Below are 22,644 nucleotides of genomic sequence, written 5' to 3' on the forward strand. Positions count from 1 at the left end.
CGAGGTCTCTCAGCGCAAACCGAGTACTGCCGCCCACTGCTCGGCCGTCACTGGCATCACCGACAGTCGCGAGCCCTTTTGTACCAGCGGCATTTCGGCCAGTGCGGTCTGCTGTTTCAGATAATCCAGCTTCAAGACCCGGCTGAACGTCTCCACATGGGCGACGTCAATCGCGCTCCAGGCGTTTTTCTCTGGCGTGGCTTTCGGGTCGAAATAATGGCTTTGCGGATCCATTGCGGTGGGATCCGGGTACGCTGCCTGAATGATTTTGCCGATCCCGGCAATTCCCGGCTCCGGGCAGCTGGAGTGGTAGAAAAAGAATTCGTCCCCTACTGCCATGGCCCGCAGGAAATTGCGTGCCTGATAGTTGCGAACCCCGTCCCAGCGCGCTTTGCCGAGCTTTTCCAAACCCTTGATCGAGAGTTCGTCGGGCTCGGATTTCATCAGCCAGTAGGCCATGGTGTGTGCTCCTCAAGCGGTCGTTGGGCAGGTTGTCGGGCAATTTTATGACAAACCGACGGTCGGTTGACGTCAGCATTTGCGCAGCGGTTCACGTTGTCGCAAAATGCCGGCCTTTAAAGCTTGACGCTGCTGCACGGCCTACGAATGGAAACCGCTGCTGTCATCGTGATGATGTGCCTTGAGGGGGGCAATCGATGAAACGCAAACCGGATTTGCTGTGGACTTTGGTTATTTTGTTCGGTCTGGGCGTCGTGACCACCGGTTATGCGCAAAGTCTGTGGGCCAACAAGGCCGATGCTCCGATTGAAGTGGCGCAACAAGTACAACAGTCGACAGCCTTCAAACGCTGAAACTGCCTTTTCGACGCCGCTGATCCGCGGGGCGTCTATCCCGCGAAATACCATGCCTTGTCTGTCACCGTTCCCTGCAACGGTACATCCCAGCTCGCTTGCGCGAGACGTCCGACTTTCTGACATTCATGGGCCAGACCCAGCAGTGTAGGCTTGCGCCAGTTCTGGCGTCGGGCCAGATACGCCAGGCTGCGGTCGTAGAATCCGCCGCCCATGCCCAGGCGCCCGCCGACATCGTCGAATCCCACCAGTGGCAACAACACCAGATCCAGTGCCCAGACCTTGCGCTGACGGGCCAGATTGGCGCGCGGCTCAAGGATGCGAAAACGGTTGGGCTTGAGTTTTTCGCCTGGGCGGATCTGTTGAAAGACCATTTTGGTCCTCGGCCAGGCACTGAGCACCGGGAGGTAGGTTTTCTTGCCACGCCGCTGGGCCGCGCGCAGCAACAGGCGCGGGTCGATTTCACCGTCGGTGGGCAGGTACAGGGAAATGTGTTTGGCCCGGCGAAAGTGCGGGTCTTGTGCCAGTTGCTTGTACAGGCCTTCGGCGGCCTGGCGTTGCTGGCTTGGCGTCAGAGAGCGGCGGGCCTTGCGCAGCAGGCGGCGCAGTTGGGGGCGGGGCAGCAACGCGGGTTCGGTCATGGTTCGGCTTCGGCAGGATGGGACGAAAACGTACGCATAAAAAATCCGATGCCGGCATGCACCGGCATCGGATTCGAATCAGGCTCCCCGGATGAGCCGCTGTCGACTTAGCCCTTGAACCCGAGAGTTCAAGGTGGAGGATGCAGTAGGCTTTAAGGCTTTCCGTCTGGCGGACATGCACACCAGCCCAACGTGCAACCCCCAGGGTAGTGCAAATCGGCTCAGGGACATCGTCAACTGGCAAGCACCCCAGGGAGTGCGGCGAGTATAACTCAAGCGGCCTGGTGAATCAGCCCTTGCTGATGTCCGGATCGTCGGCCAGCACCAGATCGACACGATCGAGCAAGTCACGCACCTGTTCACGGGTCGAACCGCTGGCCTGGATGTCCGGACGCTCTTCTTTGTGCAAGAGATCGTGGGTGATGTTCAGCGCGGCCATCACGGCGATGCGGTCGGCGCCGATGACTTTGCCGCTGCTGCGAATCTCGCGCATCTTGCCGTCCAGGTAGCGGGCGGCGCTGATCAGATTGCTGCGCTCTTCCTGGGGACAGATGATCGAATACTCTTTGTCGAGGATCTGCACGGTAACGCTATTGCTTGAACTCATGAGTCTTGCTCCAGGGCCTTGAGGCGCGAAATCATCGATTCGACCTTACGCCGGGCGATTTCGTTTTTTTCAATGAGGTGCGCGCGTTCCTCGCGCCAGGTCTTTTCCTGAGCAAGTAAGAGTGCATTTTGACTTTTTAGTTGCTCGACTCGGGTAATCAGCAGTTCGAGTCTGGCCATCAGCGCTTGCAGGTCGGTGTCTTCCATTGTGTCCACTGATTCGGTCTGATGGGTTTGGCTGGCGGACAGCCTTTAATGGTCTTGGCGAGTCTGTCGATGTAGGATACAAGGCCTTCATTCTAGACATAGCGCCGTCTGGCGCCTAGCTGCCCATGCCCATTCAGAATTCCCCGTACCAAGGCTTTGCCACCCTGCTCAATTCCAGCGGTCACTCCGTTTCGCCTGCCGAACTGCACGGCCTGTTGCTGGGTCGCAGTTGCGCCGGCGCCGGCTTCAATGCCGAAGAATGGCTGATCGATGCTGCCGAGCTGCTCGAAAGCGAGCCGCAGGACAACGTCCGCAACGCGCTGATCGGTCTGCAGGAGATGGTCAAGAGCGAACTCACCGGCGACGATATCACCGTGGTTCTGCTGCTGCCGAACGATGACGCTCCGCTGACCGAGCGCGCCGCCGCGCTGGGCGAATGGTGCCAGGGCTTCCTCACCGGTTTCGGCCTGAACTGCCGCGACAGCAGCATGCTGAGTACCGAAGCCACCGAAGTGTTGCAGGATCTTGCAGCAATCTCCCAGGTGCAAGACGCACTGGAAGAGTCCGAAGACGGCGAAAGCGACTATATGGAAGTCATGGAGTACCTGCGTGTAGCGCCGCTGCTGCTGTTCTCCGAAACCAAAAAGGCCGACGTGCCGCCAGCGGCCAAGCCGTCGCTGCACTGATCGCGTGCCAGGGAAAGCCATCTGCCCATGATCCATATCCCGAAAGCGGAATACGCCCGGCGCCGCAAGGCGCTGATGGCGCAGATGGAACCCAACAGCATCGCGATCCTGCCTGCCGCCGCGGTCGCCATCCGCAACCGCGACGTCGAGCATGTCTATCGCCAGGACAGCGACTTCCAGTACCTCAGCGGTTTCCCCGAGCCACAGGCGGTCATCGTCCTGATGCCCGGTCGCGAACACGGCGAGTACGTGCTGTTTTGCCGTGAACGCAATGCCGAACGCGAACTCTGGGACGGTCTGCGCGCCGGCCAGGAAGGCGCGATACGCGATTTTGGCGCCGACGACGCTTTCCCCATCACCGACATCGACGACATCCTGCCGGGCCTGATTGAAGGCCGCGACCGGGTGTATTCGGCCATGGGCAGCAACCCGGAGTTCGACCGCCACCTGATGGACTGGATCAACGTGATTCGTTCCAAGGCGCATCTCGGCGCCCAGCCGCCGAACGAATTCGTTGCCCTGGATCACCTGCTGCACGACATGCGTCTGTATAAATCGGCGGCAGAAGTGAAGGTGATGCGCGAAGCGGCGCGGATTTCCGCCCAGGCCCACATCCGGGCAATGCAGGCCAGCCGTGCCGGCCTGTACGAGTACAGCCTCGAAGCCGAGCTCGATTACGAGTTCCGCAAGGGCGGGGCGAAAATGCCGGCCTACGGTTCGATCGTCGCTGCCGGGCGCAACAGCTGCATCCTGCATTACCAGCAGAATGACGCGTTGCTCAAGGACGGCGATCTGGTACTGATCGACGCTGGCTGCGAAATCGACTGCTACGCCAGCGACATCACCCGCACCTGGCCGGTCAACGGCAAGTTTTCCGCCGAGCAGAAAGCGATCTACGAATTGGTATTGGCCTCGCAGGAAGCAGCGTTCGCCGAAATCGCTCCAAACAAACACTGGAACCAGGCGCACGAAGCCACGGTCCGGGTCATTACCGCCGGGCTGGTGAAGCTGGGGCTGTTGCAGGGCGAAGTCGACGAATTGATCGCCTCCGAGGCCTACAAGGCGTTTTACATGCACCGCGCCGGCCACTGGCTCGGGATGGATGTGCATGACGTCGGCGAGTACAAGGTCGGCGGTGAATGGCGGGTGCTGGAAGTCGGCATGGCGCTGACCGTGGAGCCGGGCATCTACATCGCCCCGGACAATCAGAACGTAGCGAAAAAATGGCGCGGCATTGGCGTGCGCATCGAGGATGACGTGGTAGTGACCAAGAGCGGTTGTGAAATCCTGACCGGCGGCGTGCCGAAAACCGTCGCCGAGATCGAAGCCCTGATGGCGCAAGCACGGACCTGCGCGGCATGAGCCGGGTCAATCTGGCAATCATCGGTGGCGGTCTGGTCGGCGCCAGTCTGGCGTTGGCCTTGCAGGCCGGGGCCAAGGCCCGTGGCTGGAAGATCGTGCTGATCGAACCGTTCGCCCCCGGGAACACCTGGCAGCCAAGCTACGACGCGCGTTCCTCGGCGCTGTCCTTCGGCTCGCGACAGATTTATCAGCGGCTGGGCGTGTGGCAGGAAATCTCCCGCCGCGCCGAGCCGATCAAACAGATTCACGTGTCCGACCGTGGGCGCTTTTCCACCGCTCGCCTGTCGGCGATGGAAGAGGGCGTTCCGGCACTTGGTTATGTAGTGGAAAACGCCTGGCTCGGTCAGTGCCTGTGGCAGCACCTCGACAAAGACGTGATCAGCTGGCGCTGCCCGGCAGAAGTCTCCCGCATGGAACCGTTGCCGGACGGCTATCGCCTGACCCTCAACGATGAGACCACGGTCGAGTGCGATCTGGCGGTGCTCGCCGATGGCGGCCGTTCCGGTCTGCGTGAGCAACTGGGCATCAACGTACGCAAGCGCCCCTATAACCAGAGCGCACTGATCGCCAACATCACCCCGAGCGAAGCCCACAACGGCATGGCGTTCGAACGCTTCACCGACGAAGGCCCGATGGCGCTGCTGCCGCTGCCGGAAAACCGTTGCGCGCTGGTCTGGACCCGTCTGGGCATGGACGCGCAACGTCTGGCGGACCTGAGCGAGCGGGATTTCCTCAGCGAACTGCAAGGCGTGTTCGGTTATCGCCTCGGCACCCTGAAACAGGTCGGCGCACGGCATCTGTACCCCCTGGCGCTGGTGGAAGCCGAAGAGCAGGTGCGTTCGCATCTGGCCGTTCTCGGCAACGCCGCCCACAGTCTGCACCCGATTGCCGGGCAGGGTTTCAACCTGTCCCTGCGCGATGCCGATGCGCTGGCCGCCGCGCTGCTGACCAGCGACAAACCGCTGGGGGATTTCGCCACGTTGCAGGCTTATCGCGAGCGTCAGCGTCTCGATCAGGACCTCACCGTCGGCTTCTCCGATCAGGTCACGCGGCTGTTCGGCAGTACCCAGCCGCTGGTATCACTGGGACGCAACATCGGCCTGCTCGGCCTCGATCTGCTGCCGCCGGCCAAACGCTGGTTCGCCCGTCAGGCCATGGGGCTGGGGACGCGGCCGGATGCGTGAGTGGCTGATCAAACTATTTGGCAAGGCGCGGCTGATGCGCTGGATCATGACGTTCTACCCGCCATACTTCGGCGCGGGTGTCCGGGTGAAGCACATCAGCGATGACTTTCGGGACATTCAGGTCTCGATGGGCCTGGGCTGGTACAACCGCAATTATGTCGGCACCCAGTTCGGCGGCAGTCTGTATTCGATGGTCGATCCGTTCTTCATGTTGATGCTCATGGAAAACCTCGGCTCGCGGTACATCGTCTGGGACAAGGCCGCTGACATTGATTTCATAGCGCCAGGCAAAGGCCCGGTGTTCGCCCGGTTCCACATCGACGACACGTTGCTCGACGAGATCCGTCGGCAGACCGCCAGTGGCGAAAAGTACCTGCCGCAGTTGCAGGTCGATATTCATGACGGCGCCGGCAACCTGGTGGCGCGGGTCGGTAAAACCCTTTACGTGCGGCTCAAGCCGCCAGCGAGACAGGCTTAAAGCATGGAAATGCGCGCGGATGTGCTGATTGTCGGAGCCGGAATGGTCGGCAGTGCCCTGGCGCTGGCGTTGCAGGGCAGCGGACTGGAAGTGCTGTTGCTCGACGGTAGCCCGTTGAGCGTCAAACCCTTCAATGGCGACGCGCCGTTCGAGCCACGGGTGAGCGCACTGTCGGCGGCCAGCCAGCGCATCCTCGATCGCCTCGGCGTGTGGGACGGCATCGTCAACCGACGCAGCAGCCCTTACACCGACATGCACGTCTGGGACGGCAGCGGCACCGGCCAGATTCACTTCTCGGCCAGCAGCGTACACGCCGATGTGCTCGGGCATATCGTCGAAAACCGCGTGGTCCAGGATGCCTTGCTCGACCGTCTGCACGATTGCGACATGGGCCTGCTGGCCAACGCGCGGCTGGAGCAGATGCGCCGCTCCGGTGACGACTGGCTGCTGACCCTGGCCGACGGCCGCACTTTGCGCGCACCGCTGGTGATTGCGGCGGACGGGGCCAATTCCGCCGTGCGCCGTCTGACCGGCGTCGCCACCCGTGAGTGGGATTACCTGCATCACGCCATCGTCACCAGCGTGCGCAGCAGCAAACCGCACCGGATGACCGCGTGGCAGCGTTTCACCGATCACGGGCCGCTGGCGTTTCTGCCGCTTGAGCGTAACGGTCAGCAGGACTGGTGCTCGATCGTCTGGTCGACCACGCCGAGCGAGGCCGAGCGATTGATGGCGCTGGATGAAGCGGATTTCTGCCGTGAGCTGGAGCGAGCGTTCGAAGGCTGCCTTGGCGAAGTCATCAGCGCCGACCCGCGCCTGTGCGTGCCGCTGCGTCAACGCCACGCCAAACGTTACGTGGCCGAAGGCCTGGCGCTGATCGGCGATGCGGCGCACACCATTCACCCGTTGGCGGGGCAGGGCGTGAACCTCGGCTTCCTCGATGCCGCCGTGCTGGCTGAAGTGCTGCTGCAAGCGCACGAACGCGGCGAACGCCTGGCGGACGTGAAAGTCCTGAGCCGCTACGAGCGCCGGCGCATGCCGCACAACCTGGCACTGATGGCGGCGATGGAGGGGTTCGAGCGGTTGTTCCAGGCCGATCCATTGCCATTGCGCTGGTTGCGCAACACCGGCCTGAAAATCGTCGAGCAGATGCCAGAGGCCAAGGCGCTGTTTGTGCGTGAAGCATTGGGGCTGACTGGGGACCTTCCAGTCCTGGCTAAACCTTAGTGCTCTATTGAGGCTGACGGCGCCGGAAGTTTCGGGCTGTGCAACATCTGGTAACTCCTTGGGAAAGTGTTCGATTGAGCTCGCAAATGTGAGTCCTTATCATTTGGGCCACTTTTCCCGACCGAGAGACCGCTCCCATGTTGGCATCCAAGCGTGTTCTGACCGCACTGGCCCTGACCCTGATCGGCAGCACTGCCGCCCAGGCCGCCGACGAGGTGGTGGTCTACTCCTCGCGTATCGATGAACTGATCAAACCGGTGTTCGATGCCTACACCGCCAAGACCGGGGTGAAGATCAAGTTCATTACCGACAAGGAAGCGCCGCTCATGCAGCGGATCAAGGCCGAAGGCGAGAACGCCACCGCCGACCTGCTGCTGACCGTCGATGCCGGCAACCTCTGGCAGGCCGAGCAGATGGGCATTCTCCAGCCCTTCACCTCGAAAACCATCGACGCCAACATTCCCCTGCAATACCGCTCGTCCAGCCACGCCTGGACCGGCCTGAGCCTGCGCGCCCGGACCATCGCCTATTCCACCGAACGGGTGAAACCGGGTGAACTGACCACTTACGAAGCATTGGCCGACAAGAACTGGGAAGGCCGCCTGTGCCTGCGCACGGCGAAGAAGGTCTACAACCAGTCGCTGACCGCCACCATGATCGAAGTGCACGGCGCCGAGAAGACCGAGAAGATCCTCAAGGGCTGGGTCAACAACCTGTCCACCGACGTGTTCTCCGACGACGTCGCGGTGCTGGAAGCGATCAACGCCGGCCAGTGCGACGTCGGCATCGTCAACACCTACTATTACGGGCGCCTGCACAAGCAGAAGCCGGAACTGCCGGTGAAACTGTTCTGGCCAAACCAGGCGGATCGCGGTGTACACGTCAATCTGTCGGGTATCGGCCTGACCAGACACGCACCACACCCGGAAGCGGCCAAGGCGCTGGTCGAGTGGATGACCACGCCTGAAGCGCAGAAGATCTTTGCCGATGTGAACCAGGAGTTTCCGGCGAATCCGGCGGTGAAGCCTTCGGACGAAGTGGCGGCTTGGGGGGAGTTCGTGGCTGATACGCTGCCGGTTGAAGTGGCGGGCAAGCGTCAGGCTGAAGCGATCCGGATGATGGATCGGGCGGGTTGGAACTGAGTTTTCACTTTTTTTGATCATTCCCACGTCGAACCGACTGCGTGGGAATGCAGGCCCCGACGCTCTGCGTCGCATCAACGATAGCGTGATGCGGAGCGTCACAGGATGTGTGCCCACGCAAAGCGTGGGCACACACATTTGAACGAGACTGTTTCATTGGCCCACCCCGCCCAACGCCGCTGGTACCCCATCGTCTTCGCCATCGCCGCGTTGGTGTTGCTCCCTCTCAGCGTGCTCCTGCTCTCATGGCAAACCATCGATCAGCAGATCTGGTCGCACCTGTGGGAAACCCAGATGCCGCGCCTGCTGGGCAATACGCTGACGCTGGTCTTCGGCGTCGGTGTCGGTGTGACGCTGATCGGCGTGAGCCTTGCCTGGCTCACCAGCCTCTGCGAATTCCCCGGACGACGTTGGCTCGACTGGGCGCTGATGCTGCCGTTCGCCATCCCGGCCTACGTGCTGGCGTTCGTCTTCGTCGGCCTGCTGGACTTCGCAGGTCCCGTGCAGACCCTGCTGCGCGAATGGTTCGGCAGCGGCCTGCGCCTGCCGCGAGTGCGCTCCACCGGTGGCGTGATTCTGGTGTTGGTGCTGGTGTTTTATCCCTACGTTTACCTGCTGGCGCGCACCGCGTTCCTGGCGCAGGGCAAGGGCTTGATGGAAGCCGCGCGAGTGCTCGGCCAGTCGCCGTGGCAGGCGTTCTGGCGCGTGGCATTGCCGATGGCGCGGCCGGCCATCGGTGCCGGTGTAGCGCTGGCGTTGATGGAAACCCTGGCGGATTTCGGTGCGGTCTCGGTGTTCAACTTCGACACCTTCACCACCGCGATCTACAAGACCTGGTATGGCTTCTTCAGCCTGCCAAGCGCCGCGCAACTGGCCAGCCTGTTGTTGCTGGTGGTGATGCTGGTGCTGTACGGCGAACGTCGCGCGCGCGGCGCCAATCGGGCAAGCAACGAGCGACCACGGGTCAAGGCGCTGTATCACTTGCGCGGGCCAAAGGCCTGGGCGGCGAGCGGCTGGTGCGGTCTGGTGTTCGCCTGTGCGTTTGTCATTCCGGTGCTGCAACTGGTGGTGTGGTTCTGGCAGCGCGGGCGATTCGATCTGGATGAGCGCTACGCCGGGCTGATTCTCCACACGTTATATCTGGGCGGCATGGCGGCGCTGATCACGGTCGGCGTTGCGATGTTGCTGGCGTTCGCCCGGCGTCTGGCGCCAACCCGGACGATCAACTCTGCGGTCGGTCTGGCCAATCTCGGTTATGCCTTGCCGGGCTCGGTGCTGGCGGTGTCGATCATGCTTGCGTTCAGTTATCTGGATCGGGAGTTGGTGATTCCACTGTCCGGCTGGCTTGGCGGTGCGGGCAAACCCTTGCTGCTGGGCAGTCTGGCGGCGTTGCTGCTGGCGTATCTGGTGCGGTTCGTGGCGGTGGCCTATGGGCCGCTGGAAAGCAGTCTGGCGCGTATACGGCCTTCTTTGCCTGAAGCGGCACGCAGCCTGGGTGTCAGTGGGCCGCGACTGTTTTTCAAAGTGTATCTGCCGCTGTTGCTGCCCGGCACGCTCAGCGCCGCGTTGCTGGTGTTCGTCGATGTGCTCAAGGAAATGCCCGCGACCCTGCTGATGCGCCCGTTTGGCTGGGACACGCTGGCGGTGCGGATCTTCGAAATGACCAGCGAAGGCGAATGGGCGAGGGCGTCGCTGCCGGCATTGACCCTGGTGCTGGTCGGTCTGTTGCCGGTTGTCGGACTTATTCGCCGCTCGGCGCATCGAAACACTTAGTAGTGAGTCCTGAATCATGCGGCTACAATGCGCGGCATTCGGTGCGGTCCGTCTGACAGACCCTGTCGCTGAAATCGGCTGAAAGCCCTTTTTTACGGGGTTTTCCGATCCGTGCAGCAGCGTTCCGCACCTTCGCCACGCCCGGAAGGAGAAACCCATGGGACAGCGTACGCCTCTGTATGACCTGCATCTCGCCCTTGGCGCGAAGATGGTCGATTTTGGCGGTTGGGACATGCCCCTGCATTACGGCTCGCAGGTCGAGGAGCATCACGAAGTGCGTCGCGATTGCGGGGTGTTCGATGTTTCCCACATGACCGTGATCGATGTCACCGGCCCCCAGGCCAAGGTCTGGCTCCAGCATTTGCTGGCCAACGACGTCGAACGTCTGCACAGCCCCGGCCGTGCGTTGTACAGCACCATGCTCAACGAGCGCGGCGGTATCGTCGACGACATGATCGTCTACCGTCTCGAGGACGGTTATCGCCTGGTGGTCAACGCCTCCACCCGCGATCAGGATCTGGCCTGGATGCAGGCACAGTTGGGCAGCTTCGATGTGCAAATGCACGAACGCTCCGAGCTGGCGATGCTCGCCATTCAAGGCCCCCATGCCCGGCACAAGATTGCCGAACTGGTGACCCAGTCCCGCGCCAATCTGATCCAGATGCTCAAGCCTTTTGAAGGCCACGTCGACGGCGACTGGTTCATTGCGCGCACCGGCTATACCGGTGAGGACGGTCTGGAAATCGCCCTGCCGGCCGATCAGGCTCCGGGATTTTTCAACGATCTGGTGGGCGCCGGCATTTCTCCCATTGGCCTCGGCGCTCGCGACACCTTGCGGGTGGAAGCGGGGATGAACCTCTACGGTCAGGACATCCATCAGGACGTTTCGCCACTGGCCTCGAACATGGCCTGGAGCATCGCCTGGGAACCGGCCACGCGCCGATTCATCGGACGTGATGCGCTGGAAGCGGAAAAAACCGCCGGCGTGCAGCACAAACTGGTCGGCCTGGTGCTTGAGGAACGCGGGGTTTTGCGTGCGCATCAGGTGGTTCGTATCGCAGATGTTGGCGAAGGAGAGATCACCAGTGGTAGTTTCTCTCCTACGCTTAGCAAGTCGATTGCCCTGGCGCGTGTACCGATGGCGACTGCCGACCGCGCCGAAGTGGAAATCCGTGGCAAGTGGTATCCGGTACGCGTGGTCAAACCGACCTTTGTCCGTCACGGCAAAACCTTGATCTAAACCTTTTCCGGCGGGCACGACCGCTGACAATTTCTTGAGGACACCGAGCATGAGCAACATCCCAGCTGAACTGCGTTTTGCCGAAAGTCATGAATGGGCGCGCCTGGAAGCCGACGGCACTGTCACCGTGGGCATCAGCGATCACGCCCAGGAAGCGTTGGGTGATGTGGTGTTTGTCGAGCTGGCAGAAGTGGGCAAGGTGTTCGCCGCCGGTGATGCCGCCGGCGTCGTCGAATCGGTCAAGGCTGCTTCCGACATCTATTCCCCGGTTGGTGGCGAAGTGATTGCCGTCAACGAAGACCTGGCCGGTTCGCCGGAAGAGCTGAACAACGATCCGTACGCCGCGTGGATCTTCAAGCTCAAGCCAAGCGACAAGTCCGAGCTGGACAAACTGCTCGACGCTGCCGCCTACAAGGCCGCCATCGGCGAATAAGCTGCAGGCCAGATCCCAAGGCCCCGACCCGTCGGGGCTTTTTTCTGCCCGGGACTTTTGCCGTCGGGGTGGCTGCTATGCTGGTTTGACCGTGTTGCATTGACGCCGAGCCGCCAGCCAAGAGAGAGCCCGTCATGTCCCAGTTGCCATCCCTGAGCCAGTTACGCGATCCCCATGCCTTCCTGCGCCGCCACCTCGGCCCGGATGCCGCCGAGCAGCAGGCGATGCTCGACAGCCTCGGCCTCGGCAGCCGGGTCGAACTGATCGAACAGACCGTGCCGCCGGGCATTCGCCTCAACCGCGAGCTGGACCTGCCGCCGGCGCTGGACGAACAGGCGGCGCTGGCCAAGCTGCGCGGTTATGCCGAACAGAATCAGGTCTGGACCAGCCTGATCGGCATGGGCTACCACGGCACCCTGACGCCGACCGTCATCCTGCGTAACGTGCTGGAAAATCCCGGCTGGTACACCGCCTACACGCCTTACCAACCGGAAATCGCCCAGGGCAGGCTCGAAGCGTTGCTCAACTTTCAGCAACTGACCATCGACCTCACCGGCCTTGAACTGGCCAACGCCTCCCTGCTCGATGAAGCCACTGCCGCCGCGGAAGCCATGGCTCTGGCCAAGCGGGTGGCGAAGTCAAAAAGCAATCTGTTCTTCGTCGACGAAAACTGTCATCCCCAGACCATTTCCGTGGTGCAGACCCGCGCCGAAGGCTTCGGTTTCGAGCTGATCGTCGACACTGTGGATAACTTGAAGCAGCACCAGGTGTTCGGCGCGCTGCTGCAATACCCCGACACCCACGGCGAAGTTCGCGACCTGCGGCCGCTGATCGACCACCTGCACGCGCAGCAGGCGCTGGCCTGCGTGGCGGCGGATCTGCTCAGCCTGTTGCTGCTGACCCCGCCGGGCGAACTGGGTGCGGACGTGGTGTTCGGCTCATCCCAGCGCTTCGGTGTACCAATGGGTTATGGAGGCCCGCACGCGGCGTTTTTCGCCAGTCGCGAGGAATACAAACGGGCAATTCCCGGGCGGATCATCGGCGTGTCGAAAGATGCCCGTGGCAACGTCGCGCTGCGCATGGCCCTGCAAACCCGCGAGCAGCACATTCGCCGGGAGAAAGCCAATTCGAACATTTGCACCGCCCAGGTGTTGCTGGCCAACATCGCCAGTTTCTATGCGGTCTATCACGGCCCGGAAGGACTGAAACGAATCGCCCAGCGCGTGCACCGGCTGACCTGCATTCTCGCCGCCGGACTTGAACGCCATGGCATCAAGCGCCTCAACGAACACTTCTTCGACACCCTCACGCTGGACGTCGGCGGGGCGCAAACCGCGATCATTGAAAGTGCCCGGTCCGCGCAGATCAACCTGCGCATCCTCGGTCGTGGCCAACTGGGGCTGAGCCTCGACGAGGCCTGTGATGAAACCACCGTGGCCAGGCTGTTCGATGTGCTGCTGGGCGCCGATCACGGGTTGAGCGTCGATGATCTCGACGGCGAAACGCTGGTCTCCGGCATTCCCGACACGCTGCAACGCAGCACGCCGTACCTGCGCCACCCGGTGTTCAACGCCCACCACAGCGAAACCGAGATGCTGCGCTACCTCAAGCAACTGGAAAACAAGGATCTAGCGCTCAACCAGTCGATGATCCCGCTGGGCTCCTGCACCATGAAACTCAACGCCACCAGCGAGATGATCCCGATCACCTGGCCGCAGTTCGCCAATCTGCACCCGTTCGTTCCCCGGGAGCAGGCTGTCGGTTACACGCTGATGATCGAAGAGCTGGAGCGCTGGCTGTGCGCGATCACCGGGTTCGATGCGATCTGCATGCAGCCCAACTCCGGCGCCCAGGGCGAGTACGCCGGGTTGCTGGCGATCCGCAAATACCATGAGAGCCGCCAGCAGGGCGGGCGGGATATTTGTCTGATTCCTTCCTCGGCCCACGGCACCAACCCGGCCTCGGCGCAGATGGCCGGGATGCACGTGGTGATTGTCGAGTGCGACGAGGCCGGCAACGTTGATCTGGAAGATTTGAAAGCCAAGGCGTCCGAGGCTGGCGCCAGGCTGTCGTGCCTGATGGCGACCTATCCGTCGACCCACGGCGTGTACGAGGAAGGCATCAACGAAATCTGCGAAGTTATCCACAAGCACGGCGGCCAGGTGTACATGGACGGCGCCAACCTCAACGCCCAGGTCGGGCTGGCGCGGCCGGCGGACATCGGCGCCGACGTATCACACATGAACCTGCACAAGACCTTCTGCATTCCCCATGGCGGAGGCGGGCCGGGCATGGGGCCGATTGGCGTGCGTGCGCATCTGGCGCCATTTGTTGCCAACCATCCGGTGATTCCGATCGACGGGCCGCAACCGCAGAATGGAGCGGTCAGCGCCGCCCCATGGGGCAGTGCGAGCATTCTGCCGATCAGCTGGATGTACATCGCGATGATGGGGCCGCAACTGGCGGACGCCAGCGAAGTGGCGATCCTCGCGGCGAATTACCTGGCGCAGCACCTGTCCGGCGCTTTCCCCGTTCTGTACACCGGGCGCAACGAGCGGGTCGCCCACGAATGCATTCTGGATCTGCGGCCGCTCAAGGCCGCCACCGGCATCAGCGAGGAAGACGTCGCCAAACGCCTGATGGATTACGGCTTCCACGCGCCGACCATGTCGTTCCCGGTGCCGGGCACCCTGATGGTCGAGCCGACCGAAAGTGAGTCCAAGGCCGAACTGGATCGCTTCATCGGCGCCATGCTGAGCATCCGCGCAGAAATCACCGAGGTGCAGAACGGCAACTGGCCGGCCGAAGACAACCCGCTCAAGCGGGCGCCACACACCTTGGCCGATATCACCGGCGTGTGGGATCGGCCTTACAGCATCGAGCAGGGCATCACGCCGGATGCTCACACCAAGGCGCACAAGTATTGGCCGGCGGTGAACCGGGTCGATAACGTCTACGGCGACCGCAACCTGTTCTGCGCCTGCGTGCCGGTGGACGATTACCGCTGATCTTTCGCGTATGCCTCGACCGTGGGAGCGGGTCAGGGCGAACCGGAAACTGCGGGCACAAAAATGCCGCTCGTGTGAGCGGCATTTTTGTCTGTCCGGAAAGTTATTCCGACGCCACGGCGTTCTTCGCCAGAATCGCGTTCGCCAGTTCCATGTCCGTTGCCTGCAGGCCCGGATTGTCGGCGCGGACTTTCTGCATCGCCGCTTCCAGGTACGGGCCACGGATACCGCCGTCACTGGCGACGAAGCTGCCGGCATCGTCCTGGGCGGCAACGATCAGTTTGTGATCCTTGAAGGTCAGGTAGGTCGAGCCGGTGGTGGCACCGGACGAAATGACGTTACGCCAAAAGCTGTCGGCCATTGCCGAACCAACAGGCAGAGACAGCAGGGCAAGGGTGGCGACAGCAAGTTTGAGATGCATGTTGGGTGACTCCACTGGTGTTGAATAACCGGTTGGATCGCCGTTTCCCCGATCCGGTTCCGTGAGCGGCTATTTCTGCTCGCTCTGGGGTGTCACCCGCAACACTTCCTCAAGGGTTGTCAGCCCTGCCGCGACTTTCTGTGCGCCGGACAATCGCAGGCTGCGCATGCCTTCCTTGAACGCCTGCCGGCGGATCGCGGTGAGATCGGTGTCGGTGCTGATCAAGGCCTTGAGGCTGTCGCTCAGTTGCATGATTTCGTAGACCCCGGCACGACCGTGATAACCGGTGTCGCGGCATTCCAGGCAACCGATGGCCCGTTGCGCATTGCCCGGCAGCGGCGCCTGCCACGGCCGGGTCAGGGTTTGCCAGTCTTCTTCGTCCAGAGTCAGCGGCGCCTTGCAGTGCGGGCACAGGGTTCGTACCAGTCGCTGCGCCATCACCCCGAGCACGGTGGCCTTGATCAGGTAATGCGGCACGCCGAGTTCCAGCAGGCGGCTGATGGCGCTCGGCGCATCGTTGGTGTGCAGGGTCGAGAGCACCAGGTGCCCGGTCAATGCCGCCTGGATTGCCATTTCGGCGGTCTCTAGGTCACGGATCTCGCCGATCATGATGATGTCCGGATCCTGCCGCATCAGCGCGCGCACGCCGGCGGCGAAGGTCAGGTCGATGTTGTGCTGGACCTGCATCTGGTTGAACGCCGGCTCGACCATCTCGATCGGATCCTCGATGGTGCAGAGGTTGACCTCCGGGGTCGCCAGTTTTTTCAGTGTGGTGTAGAGCGTGGTGGTCTTGCCCGAACCGGTCGGGCCCGTGACCAGAATGATGCCGTTGGGCTGGCGGGTCATGTCCTGCCAGCGCCGCAGGTCGTCGGCGGAAAACCCGAGCTGGTCGAAATCCTTGAGCAGCACCTCCGGGTCGAAGATCCGCATCACCATTTTTTCGCCGAACGCGGTGGGCAGGGTCGACAGGCGCAGCTCGACTTCGCCGCCGTCCGGGGTCTTGGTCTTGACCCGGCCGTCCTGGGGTTTGCGCTTCTCGGCAACGTTCATCCGGCCGAGGCTTTTCAGGCGGCTGACGATGGCCATCGTCACCTGCGGCGGAAATTGATAGACGTTGTGCAGCACGCCGTCGATGCGAAAGCGCACCGTGCCTTGCTCGCGCCGGGGCTCAATGTGGATATCGCTGGCCCGCTGCTGGAAGGCGTACTGGAACAGCCAGTCGACGATATTGACGATGTGGGCGTCGTTGGCGTCGGGTTCCTGATCGCTGGCACCGAGATTGAGCAGTTGCTCGAAGTTGCCGAGATTGCCGCCCTGCGCATCGGCATTGCTGGCGCCGCTGACCGATTTGGCGAGACGAAAGAACTCGACGCTGAAACGCTGAATGTCGGCGGGGTTGGCCACCACCCGTTTGATCGGCAGTTTCAGGACGTGAGTCAGATCCGCCTCCCAGCCGCTGACGTAGGGCTGGGCGCTGGCCACAGTGACCGCGTCGCGGTCGACCGACACCGCGAGGATCTTGTGGCGCTGCGCAAACGCATAGGACATCAGCGGTGTGATGGCGGCGACGTTGATCTTCAGTGGATCGATCCGCAGATACGGCTGGCCGGCCTGCTGCGCCAGCCACAGGGTCAGGCTTTCCAGGTCGAGGTGTTTGCCCGGACGGCTGAGGTCGTCCAGTTGCTGGCTGGCGATGAATTCCAGCGGGTGCTTCTGACCGTGGGCGGCATGCCGGCGCCGGGCATTCAGCGCCTGCTCGGCCGAGTCCTGGCAGATGAAACCCTGGGCGACCAGTTCACGCAGTACCTCATTGAGATCCAGCCAGCGGTCCTGAGTGGCAAGTTGAACGGGCATGCGGACTCCTTTTGAACGACAGTGCGCAAAGGATAGTCGTGGCCCCGCCGACCGTTGGGCCACTACCCGACGAAGACGTTTCGGCTCTTGTCAGCCGGTCGCCTGCGCCGGCGCATCCCACGCCGCGTCGGGGTTTTGCAGGTTTACCGAGCAGACGCTGATCAGGTTACGAAGTTTTTCCGCGATCACCTGGGCGCGGTGCCAGCTCAGGCCACCCATGACGATGTCGATCGATAGCAAATCGTCCATTCGCTGGACATTGACCTGTTCCGGGGTGAGGAACTGCAAGCCGAACAGGTTCAGCACCCGCACCAGCACATCCGGCTCGGCCTCGGCCAGGATCCGGTATTGCGCAAGGCAATGAGGGTTGCTGGCGTTCCACACATCGGCACGGGGCGCGGGGGTGTTGACGGCTTCGAGGTGTGGCATGGCAGGTCTCCGGAGTCAGTGGAGAAATTTTTACATTCGATGCCGGGCATTTCTTATCTAAGATGAGCCGATTCCGCGATTGATCGGCTGGATCAATTCGCTATTGGCTGATTCCGAGGATTATTTATGCACAGTGAGCTGGACAGCTACGACCGACGCATTCTCGCGTTGCTGCAAGAGGACGCTTCCCTGTCCAGCGCACAGATTGCCGAACAGGTGGGTCTGTCGCAGTCGCCCTGCTGGCGGCGAATTCAGCGGATGAAGGAGGAGGGGATCATTCGGGGTCAGGTGACTTTGCTCGATCGCAAGAAGATCGGCCTGAACACGCAGATCTTCGCCGAGATCAAACTCAACGCCCATGGGCGCTCGAACTTCACTGAGTTCACCGAGGCGATTCGCGGCTTTCCCGAAGTGCTGGAGTGTTATGTGCTGATGGGGGCGGTGGATTTCCTGCTGCGGATCGTCGCGGCGGATATCGAGGCGTATGAGCGATTCTTCTTCGAGAAGCTGTCGCTGGTGCCGGGGATTCAGGAAGTGAATTCGATTGTGGCGTTGTCGGAGATCAAGTCGACGACGAGCCTGCCGGTACTGCGCTGATTTGATGATCGTTCCCACACTCTGCGTGGGAATGCAGCCCGGGACGCTCCGCGTCCCAAAGCGGACGCAGAGCGTCCATTGAGGCATTCCCACGCAGACGGTTCGACGCCTCGACGTGGGAACGATCACAGTCTGCTGGCGATGGCGGTGTTACATGCGCAGCAGCATTTTCCAGGCGCGATTCTGGTACACCGCAATCGCCTGATGCTTGCGTGCATCGAGCAGTTCGTCAGTGATGGTCGGCTCGTTGGCCAGTTGCGCCAGTTTGTTCAGCTCGCCGTACAGACGATCCATTTCCGGGATGTCCAGCACGTTGCGCGCGTGGTGCAGCCAGACCTGGATGCGCTCGATGCGCGGCAGTTGCTCGGCCAGATCTTCCGGTTGCTGCTGATAACGCTGCAATTGCAGCGAAGTGGCTTCTTCGCCCAGCAGGCGCGGCAGCCAGCTTTGCAACTGCGCGGCACCCTGGCGATTGCCACGGGTGTTGCGGTCAGCCGTCCAGGTGCGGGCCAGCAACCAGCGCGAAGCGTTCAGCGAGAACAGGCCCCAGCGCGGGTCTTCCAGTTCTTCGAGGAACTGCTCCGGCGCGGCTTTGCGCACGTCTTCGTCTTCGATGCCGACCTGTACCAGCGGGCGCCAGTCTTCCAGCAGTGCATCCAACGCAACGCGCAAGTCGTGGGTCGACTGACGGGGCGCGGCCTGGCCGAGGCTGCTCAGCAGGGCGCGCATTTCCGCAAGGTTCTCGACCCAGTCCTGCAGCAGGCGCCAGTGACCGTTGAAACGATACTGTTCGGCCAGACGTTGACTGCTGCCGAGCAAGTGCCAGGCCAGGGCGGCGAAGGCGTCGTCCAGCGGCGTTTCGGCGGTAATGACCGGCGCCGGCAGGCTCAGCGAGTAGCTGTTGGCGTCGTACAGGCGATAACCGCGCTCGGCCTTGCTGATGTCGCACGGCATCAGGGCCAGGGTTTCGGCCAGTTCGGCGGCCAGTTCCAGCAGTGCGGCAGGTTCGCCTTCGCGCAGTTCCAGTTCCAGCTCGCAGATTTCTTCTTTCTGCTTGCCGACCACCACGTGGCCCAAGTCCAGCGCGGCTTCGATGACCACTTTGGTCTTGCCACGGCCCCAGGCGATTTCGGCGCGTTCGCGGACGAAATCGGTGGTGAAGATCGGCTTCAGGGTTTTCTTGTCCAGCTCGGCAAGGGACTCGGGCCAGCACTCGCCGTCGAGTTTCTTCACGTCGAGCTTGGCTTTGGGCAGGTGCCAGTCGTACTCGTTACGCTCGGACAGGCCGGCGACGCTCTGGCCACGGGTCTTGAGGGTCTGAATCACTTCTTCGCCGTCCTTGCGCAGGCGCAGGGCAACTTTGGCCCGGGCCAGGTCACGCTCGGGCGTGTCGAAGTATTGATTCATCAACTCACGGCGTTCCCAGCCACTTTTGTTGCGTTTTTTCAGGAGAGGGTGCTCGCGCAGGGCGGCGAGGGTTTCGCGGCTGACGCGGAGTTTGATTTCGGTTTCTTTCTGCATGGCCGGAAAATCCAGGATCGGGAGCGCAGCCGGGGGAATGTGTGGCTGCCAAGGTCGTGCAGTGTACAGGACTGAACCTTCCTACGCTTTGCGGCGGTTTATTCTCGGCGCCGGATGGTTCTATGATGAACCTCAATCCGGGAGTTGGAGTCAGCGATGCCTTTGCCGTCCATGCAAGACCAGTTCGCTGCACTGATCGCCGCGCCGTCGGTCAGTTGCACCCAGCCGGGCCTCGATCAGTCCAACCGGGCGGTGATCGACCTGCTCGCGGGCTGGCTCGGCGACCTCGGTTTCGCTTGCGACATCCAGCAGGTCAGCCCCGGCAAATTCAACCTGCTCGCCAGTTTCGGCAGCGGCCCCGGCGGGCTGGTGCTGGCCGGGCACAGCGACACGGTGCCGTACGACGATGTGCTGTGGAAAACCGACCCGCTGAAACTCACCGAAGTCGATGGCCGCTGGGTCGGCCTCGGCAGTTGCGACATGAAGGGCTTTTTCGCTCTGATCATCGAAGCCGTGCAACCGCTGCTCGACCAGCCGTTCAAGCAACCGCTGCTGATCCTTGCCACCTGCGATGAAGAAAGCTCGATGTCCGGTGCCAGGGCGCTGGCTGAAGCAGGGCGGCCGCTGGGCCGGGCGGCGGTGATCGGCGAGCCGACCGGGCTCAAGCCGATCCGCATGCACAAGGGCATCATGATGGAGCGCATCGATATCCTCGGGCAGAGCGGCCATTCGTCGGATCCGCGTCTGGGACTCAGCGCTCTCGAAGCGATGCACGACGCCATCGGCGAACTGCGCGGCCTGCGCCTGTTGTGGCAGCGCGAATTCAACAACCCGCAGTTCAGCGTGCCGCAGCCGACCATGAACTTCGGCTGTATCCACGGTGGCGACAACCCCAACCGCATCTGCGGCCAGTGTTCACTGGAGTTCGACCTGCGGCCGCTGCCGGGGATGGACCCCAAGGTCTTGCGCAGCGAGATTCTGCACAGGCTCAATCCGGTCGCCGAACGCCATCAGGTGAAGATCGATTACGCACCGCTGTTTCCCGAAGTGCCGCCGTTCGAGCAGGCCGAAGACGCGGAACTGGTGCGAATTGCCGAAAAACTCACCGGCCACACGGCCGAAGCGGTAGCGTTCGGCACCGAAGCGCCTTATCTTCAGCGCCTTGGCTGCGAAACCATCGTCCTCGGTCCCGGCGACATCGCTTGTGCGCACCAGCCGGACGAGTACCTCGAAATGTCACGTTTGCAGCCTACCGTGCATCTATTGCGGCAGTTGATCGAACATTACTGTCTCAAAGCTGTATAAATTGCCCACACACCCACCCGTATTCATGAGGAGAGCGCGCGTGTCGCCAAGCCTGTTCCGACGATAACCATCAGCCCGCTGTGCGTTTTCCGTTTCGCCCCTTTTCCGGCTGCTATTTATTACAGGCCCAGGTTCATGCCCGAATACGTCAATTGGCTTCGCCACGCGTCTCCCTATATCAATGCTCACCGCGATTGCACCTTCGTCGTCATGCTCCCGGGCGACGGCGTCGAGCATCCGAATTTCGGCAATATCGTCCACGACATCGTGCTGCTGCACAGCCTCGGCGTGCGGCTGGTGCTGGTTCATGGTTCTCGCCCACAGATTGAAACCCGTCTCGCCGCCCGCGGCCTGACCCCGCACTACCACCACGGCATGCGCATCACTGATGCCGCGACGCTGGAGTGCGTGATCGACGCGGTCGGTCAGCTGCGCATCGCCATCGAAGCGCGCCTGTCGATGGACATGGCTTCGTCGCCGATGCAGGGCTCGCGTCTGCGGGTGGCCAGCGGCAACCTCGTGACGGCACGGCCGATCGGCGTGCTGGAAGGTGTCGACTATCACCACACCGGCGAAGTACGCCGGGTCGACCGCAAGGGCATCAACCGCCTGCTTGACGAGCGCTCCATCGTGCTGCTGTCGCCGCTGGGCTATTCGCCGACCGGTGAAATCTTCAACCTGGCCTGTGAAGACGTGGCGACCCGTGCTGCGATCGATCTGGGTGCCGACAAGCTGCTGCTGTTCGGTGCCGACCCCGGTCTGATCGACGAAAACGGCAAACTGGTGCGTGAGCTGCGCCCGCAACAGGTGCCGGCGCACTTGCAGCGTCTGGGCAGCAACTATCAGGCGGAACTGCTGGATGCTGCCGCCGAAGCCTGTCGTGGCGGCGTGGCGCGCAGCCATATCGTCAGTTATGCCGAGGACGGTGCGCTGCTGACCGAACTGTTCACCCGTGACGGTGGCGGTACGCTGGTGGCCCAGGAGCAATTCGAACTGGTGCGCGAGGCGGCTATTGAAGATGTCGGCGGCTTGCTCGATCTGATCAGCCCGCTGGAGGAGCAGGGGATTCTGGTGCGTCGCTCCCGTGAAGTGCTGGAGCGTGAAATCGAGCAGTTCAGCGTGGTCGAGCGTGAAGGAATGATCATCGCCTGTGCGGCGCTGTATCAGATTGCCGATTCGGATGCCGGCGAGCTGGCGTGCCTGGCGGTGAATCCCGAGTATCGCCATGGCGGTCGTGGCGACGAACTGCTCGAGCGCATCGAAACCCGCGCCCGGGCGCAGGGCCTGAAGACCCTGTTCGTCCTCACCACCCGCACGGCCCACTGGTTCCGCGAGCGCGGTTTCGAACCGAGCAGCGTCGAGCGCCTGCCGGCGGCGCGGGCTTCGCTCTATAACTATCAGCGCAATTCGAAGATCTTCGAAAAGACGCTTTGACTCATCAGGCTGTGGGGCAGCTGATGCAGGCCGCAAGCTCCCCACTCAGCCGCTTTCTGCAGTACTCCTCCTGATTCAACGTCACTGAACACAATTGCTGCATCGAGCCAGGTCAATTCGGCAAGGCGGATGCGTTGTGCGTGAAAAAAATATCCCGATACACAAACTGTAACAATTGATCTGGATATTGCGCGGGTTGGCGGTTGTTGTGATGGAAATGTTTCCGGATTGCTTCAGCACAAATCACTCTCGACAGGGTGATTCAAATACTCTTCAGAAATTGA

The 22,644-nt window shown here is 62.1% G+C and carries 22 protein-coding genes and 1 other RNA gene; 14 read left to right on the forward strand and 9 right to left on the reverse strand.

Features of this window, described 5'->3' with window-relative positions; genetic code table 11:
- Positions 1 to 9: 9 nt before the first annotated feature.
- Positions 10 to 459, reverse strand: a complete 450-nt coding sequence (locus tag CAF73_RS07440; RefSeq protein ID WP_085696900.1) for an EVE domain-containing protein — start codon at positions 457 to 459, stop codon at positions 10 to 12.
- 197 nt (positions 460 to 656) lie between these two features.
- On the opposite strand from CAF73_RS07440, the gene CAF73_RS30140 reads away from it, so the two are divergent.
- The gene (locus CAF73_RS30140) at positions 657 to 812 is read left to right on the forward strand and encodes a hypothetical protein (protein ID WP_007911192.1); all 156 of its coding nucleotides are present in this window, start codon (positions 657 to 659) and stop codon (positions 810 to 812) included.
- 35 nt (positions 813 to 847) lie between these two features.
- On the opposite strand, the gene CAF73_RS07445 is transcribed toward CAF73_RS30140, so the two are convergent.
- From CAF73_RS07445 to CAF73_RS07460, 4 genes are all read right to left on the reverse strand, one after another.
- Positions 848 to 1,453, reverse strand: a complete 606-nt coding sequence (locus CAF73_RS07445; protein WP_085696901.1) for a 5-formyltetrahydrofolate cyclo-ligase — start codon at positions 1,451 to 1,453, stop codon at positions 848 to 850.
- Between the two features lie 80 nt (positions 1,454 to 1,533).
- Positions 1,534 to 1,712: non-coding RNA, 6S RNA (ssrS, locus tag CAF73_RS07450), on the reverse strand.
- A gap of 30 nt (positions 1,713 to 1,742) precedes the next feature.
- On the reverse strand, positions 1,743 to 2,060 hold the full coding sequence (locus CAF73_RS07455) for a cell division protein ZapA (protein WP_007951811.1): 318 nt from the start codon (positions 2,058 to 2,060) through the stop codon (positions 1,743 to 1,745).
- Positions 2,057 to 2,266, reverse strand: coding sequence for a TIGR02449 family protein (locus CAF73_RS07460; RefSeq protein WP_007940359.1), 210 nt, complete (start codon positions 2,264 to 2,266; stop codon positions 2,057 to 2,059). Before CAF73_RS07460 ends, CAF73_RS07455 begins: the two co-directional genes overlap by 4 nt.
- A gap of 125 nt (positions 2,267 to 2,391) precedes the next feature.
- Here CAF73_RS07460 and CAF73_RS07465 point away from each other — a divergent pair, with 125 nt between their 5' ends.
- The 10 genes from CAF73_RS07465 to gcvP all read left to right on the forward strand — a co-directional run bounded on the left by CAF73_RS07465 (position 2,392) and on the right by gcvP (position 14,799).
- The gene (locus CAF73_RS07465) at positions 2,392 to 2,952 is read left to right on the forward strand and encodes a YecA family protein (protein WP_085696902.1); all 561 of its coding nucleotides are present in this window, start codon (positions 2,392 to 2,394) and stop codon (positions 2,950 to 2,952) included.
- Between the two features lie 27 nt (positions 2,953 to 2,979).
- Positions 2,980 to 4,314 carry a Xaa-Pro aminopeptidase gene (gene pepP / locus CAF73_RS07470; protein WP_085696903.1) on the forward strand — a complete coding sequence of 445 codons (1,335 nt, stop codon included), beginning with the start codon at positions 2,980 to 2,982 and terminating at the stop codon, positions 4,312 to 4,314.
- Positions 4,311 to 5,498, forward strand: a complete 1,188-nt coding sequence (gene ubiH / locus CAF73_RS07475) for a 2-octaprenyl-6-methoxyphenyl hydroxylase (protein ID WP_085702355.1) — start codon at positions 4,311 to 4,313, stop codon at positions 5,496 to 5,498. The genes pepP and ubiH overlap by 4 nt, the downstream gene beginning before the upstream one ends.
- Positions 5,491 to 5,976 (forward strand): DUF4442 domain-containing protein, encoded by a 486-nt coding sequence (locus CAF73_RS07480; RefSeq protein WP_085696905.1) that lies wholly within the window; start codon positions 5,491 to 5,493, stop codon positions 5,974 to 5,976. The genes ubiH and CAF73_RS07480 overlap by 8 nt, the downstream gene beginning before the upstream one ends.
- Before the next feature lie 9 nt (positions 5,977 to 5,985).
- Positions 5,986 to 7,203 (forward strand): 2-octaprenyl-3-methyl-6-methoxy-1,4-benzoquinol hydroxylase, encoded by a 1,218-nt coding sequence (locus CAF73_RS07485; RefSeq protein WP_176247713.1) that lies wholly within the window; start codon positions 5,986 to 5,988, stop codon positions 7,201 to 7,203.
- Positions 7,204 to 7,340: 137 nt separating this feature from the next.
- On the forward strand, positions 7,341 to 8,345 hold the full coding sequence (locus tag CAF73_RS07490; RefSeq protein ID WP_085696907.1) for an extracellular solute-binding protein: 1,005 nt from the start codon (positions 7,341 to 7,343) through the stop codon (positions 8,343 to 8,345).
- A 156-nt stretch (positions 8,346 to 8,501) separates the two neighbouring features.
- A complete protein-coding gene (locus CAF73_RS07495) occupies positions 8,502 to 10,118 on the forward strand; it encodes an iron ABC transporter permease (protein ID WP_085702357.1) in 1,617 nt (538 codons plus the stop codon).
- Positions 10,119 to 10,275: 157 nt separating this feature from the next.
- Positions 10,276 to 11,358 (forward strand): glycine cleavage system aminomethyltransferase GcvT, encoded by a 1,083-nt coding sequence (gcvT, locus tag CAF73_RS07500; RefSeq protein WP_085696909.1) that lies wholly within the window; start codon positions 10,276 to 10,278, stop codon positions 11,356 to 11,358.
- 49 nt (positions 11,359 to 11,407) lie between these two features.
- Positions 11,408 to 11,791: a glycine cleavage system protein GcvH gene (gene gcvH / locus CAF73_RS07505; RefSeq protein WP_085702358.1), complete on the forward strand. Its 384-nt coding sequence runs from the start codon at positions 11,408 to 11,410 to the stop codon at positions 11,789 to 11,791.
- Between the two features lie 134 nt (positions 11,792 to 11,925).
- Positions 11,926 to 14,799: an aminomethyl-transferring glycine dehydrogenase gene (gcvP, locus tag CAF73_RS07510; protein WP_085702359.1), complete on the forward strand. Its 2,874-nt coding sequence runs from the start codon at positions 11,926 to 11,928 to the stop codon at positions 14,797 to 14,799.
- Between the two features lie 103 nt (positions 14,800 to 14,902).
- Here the strand turns inward: gcvP and CAF73_RS07515 are convergent, their stop codons facing one another.
- From CAF73_RS07515 to CAF73_RS07525, 3 genes are all read right to left on the reverse strand, one after another.
- Positions 14,903 to 15,220: a DUF2388 domain-containing protein gene (locus tag CAF73_RS07515; RefSeq protein WP_085702360.1), complete on the reverse strand. Its 318-nt coding sequence runs from the start codon at positions 15,218 to 15,220 to the stop codon at positions 14,903 to 14,905.
- Between the two features lie 69 nt (positions 15,221 to 15,289).
- The gene (locus CAF73_RS07520; RefSeq protein ID WP_085702361.1) at positions 15,290 to 17,074 is read right to left on the reverse strand and encodes a GspE/PulE family protein; all 1,785 of its coding nucleotides are present in this window, start codon (positions 17,072 to 17,074) and stop codon (positions 15,290 to 15,292) included.
- 90 nt (positions 17,075 to 17,164) lie between these two features.
- On the reverse strand, positions 17,165 to 17,503 hold the full coding sequence (locus CAF73_RS07525; RefSeq protein ID WP_085702362.1) for a hypothetical protein: 339 nt from the start codon (positions 17,501 to 17,503) through the stop codon (positions 17,165 to 17,167).
- A gap of 126 nt (positions 17,504 to 17,629) precedes the next feature.
- On the opposite strand from CAF73_RS07525, the gene CAF73_RS07530 reads away from it, so the two are divergent.
- Entirely contained in the window at positions 17,630 to 18,100 is a 471-nt protein-coding gene (locus CAF73_RS07530) for an Lrp/AsnC family transcriptional regulator (RefSeq protein ID WP_007951785.1), read from the forward strand.
- Between the two features lie 150 nt (positions 18,101 to 18,250).
- Here CAF73_RS07530 and CAF73_RS07535 read toward each other — a convergent pair whose 3' ends face one another.
- Entirely contained in the window at positions 18,251 to 19,621 is a 1,371-nt protein-coding gene (locus CAF73_RS07535; protein ID WP_085702363.1) for an inorganic triphosphatase, read from the reverse strand.
- Between the two features lie 156 nt (positions 19,622 to 19,777).
- Here CAF73_RS07535 and argE point away from each other — a divergent pair, with 156 nt between their 5' ends.
- Together argE and argA are read left to right on the forward strand one after the other, a co-directional pair.
- On the forward strand, positions 19,778 to 20,926 hold the full coding sequence (argE, locus tag CAF73_RS07540; RefSeq protein ID WP_085702364.1) for an acetylornithine deacetylase: 1,149 nt from the start codon (positions 19,778 to 19,780) through the stop codon (positions 20,924 to 20,926).
- Positions 20,927 to 21,061: 135 nt separating this feature from the next.
- On the forward strand, positions 21,062 to 22,360 hold the full coding sequence (gene argA, locus CAF73_RS07545) for an amino-acid N-acetyltransferase (RefSeq protein WP_085696916.1): 1,299 nt from the start codon (positions 21,062 to 21,064) through the stop codon (positions 22,358 to 22,360).
- Positions 22,361 to 22,644: the final 284 nt, after the last annotated feature.

The sequence above is a fragment of the Pseudomonas sp. B15(2017) genome (assembly GCF_002113215.1).
GTDB lineage: Bacteria > Pseudomonadota > Gammaproteobacteria > Pseudomonadales > Pseudomonadaceae > Aquipseudomonas.

Excerpts from the sequence above, each read along its gene's own strand:
- CAF73_RS07440 (WP_085696900.1), bottom strand. The coding sequence starts at position 459 with ATGGCCTACTGGCTGATGAAATCCGAGCCCGACGAACTCTCGATCAAG.
- CAF73_RS30140 (WP_007911192.1), top strand. The coding sequence starts at position 657 with ATGAAACGCAAACCGGATTTGCTGTGGACTTTGGTTATTTTGTTCGGT.
- CAF73_RS07445 (WP_085696901.1), bottom strand. The coding sequence starts at position 1,453 with ATGACCGAACCCGCGTTGCTGCCCCGCCCCCAACTGCGCCGCCTGCTG.
- CAF73_RS07455 (WP_007951811.1), bottom strand. The coding sequence starts at position 2,060 with ATGAGTTCAAGCAATAGCGTTACCGTGCAGATCCTCGACAAAGAGTAT.
- CAF73_RS07460 (WP_007940359.1), bottom strand. The coding sequence starts at position 2,266 with ATGGAAGACACCGACCTGCAAGCGCTGATGGCCAGACTCGAACTGCTG.
- CAF73_RS07465 (WP_085696902.1), top strand. The coding sequence starts at position 2,392 with ATGCCCATTCAGAATTCCCCGTACCAAGGCTTTGCCACCCTGCTCAAT.
- pepP (WP_085696903.1), top strand. The coding sequence starts at position 2,980 with ATGATCCATATCCCGAAAGCGGAATACGCCCGGCGCCGCAAGGCGCTG.
- ubiH (WP_085702355.1), top strand. The coding sequence starts at position 4,311 with ATGAGCCGGGTCAATCTGGCAATCATCGGTGGCGGTCTGGTCGGCGCC.
- CAF73_RS07480 (WP_085696905.1), top strand. The coding sequence starts at position 5,491 with ATGCGTGAGTGGCTGATCAAACTATTTGGCAAGGCGCGGCTGATGCGC.
- CAF73_RS07485 (WP_176247713.1), top strand. The coding sequence starts at position 5,986 with ATGCGCGCGGATGTGCTGATTGTCGGAGCCGGAATGGTCGGCAGTGCC.
- CAF73_RS07490 (WP_085696907.1), top strand. The coding sequence starts at position 7,341 with ATGTTGGCATCCAAGCGTGTTCTGACCGCACTGGCCCTGACCCTGATC.
- gcvT (WP_085696909.1), top strand. The coding sequence starts at position 10,276 with ATGGGACAGCGTACGCCTCTGTATGACCTGCATCTCGCCCTTGGCGCG.
- gcvH (WP_085702358.1), top strand. The coding sequence starts at position 11,408 with ATGAGCAACATCCCAGCTGAACTGCGTTTTGCCGAAAGTCATGAATGG.
- gcvP (WP_085702359.1), top strand. The coding sequence starts at position 11,926 with ATGTCCCAGTTGCCATCCCTGAGCCAGTTACGCGATCCCCATGCCTTC.
- CAF73_RS07515 (WP_085702360.1), bottom strand. The coding sequence starts at position 15,220 with ATGCATCTCAAACTTGCTGTCGCCACCCTTGCCCTGCTGTCTCTGCCT.
- CAF73_RS07520 (WP_085702361.1), bottom strand. The coding sequence starts at position 17,074 with ATGCCCGTTCAACTTGCCACTCAGGACCGCTGGCTGGATCTCAATGAG.
- CAF73_RS07525 (WP_085702362.1), bottom strand. The coding sequence starts at position 17,503 with ATGCCACACCTCGAAGCCGTCAACACCCCCGCGCCCCGTGCCGATGTG.
- CAF73_RS07530 (WP_007951785.1), top strand. The coding sequence starts at position 17,630 with ATGCACAGTGAGCTGGACAGCTACGACCGACGCATTCTCGCGTTGCTG.
- CAF73_RS07535 (WP_085702363.1), bottom strand. The coding sequence starts at position 19,621 with ATGCAGAAAGAAACCGAAATCAAACTCCGCGTCAGCCGCGAAACCCTC.
- argE (WP_085702364.1), top strand. The coding sequence starts at position 19,778 with ATGCCTTTGCCGTCCATGCAAGACCAGTTCGCTGCACTGATCGCCGCG.
- argA (WP_085696916.1), top strand. The coding sequence starts at position 21,062 with ATGCCCGAATACGTCAATTGGCTTCGCCACGCGTCTCCCTATATCAAT.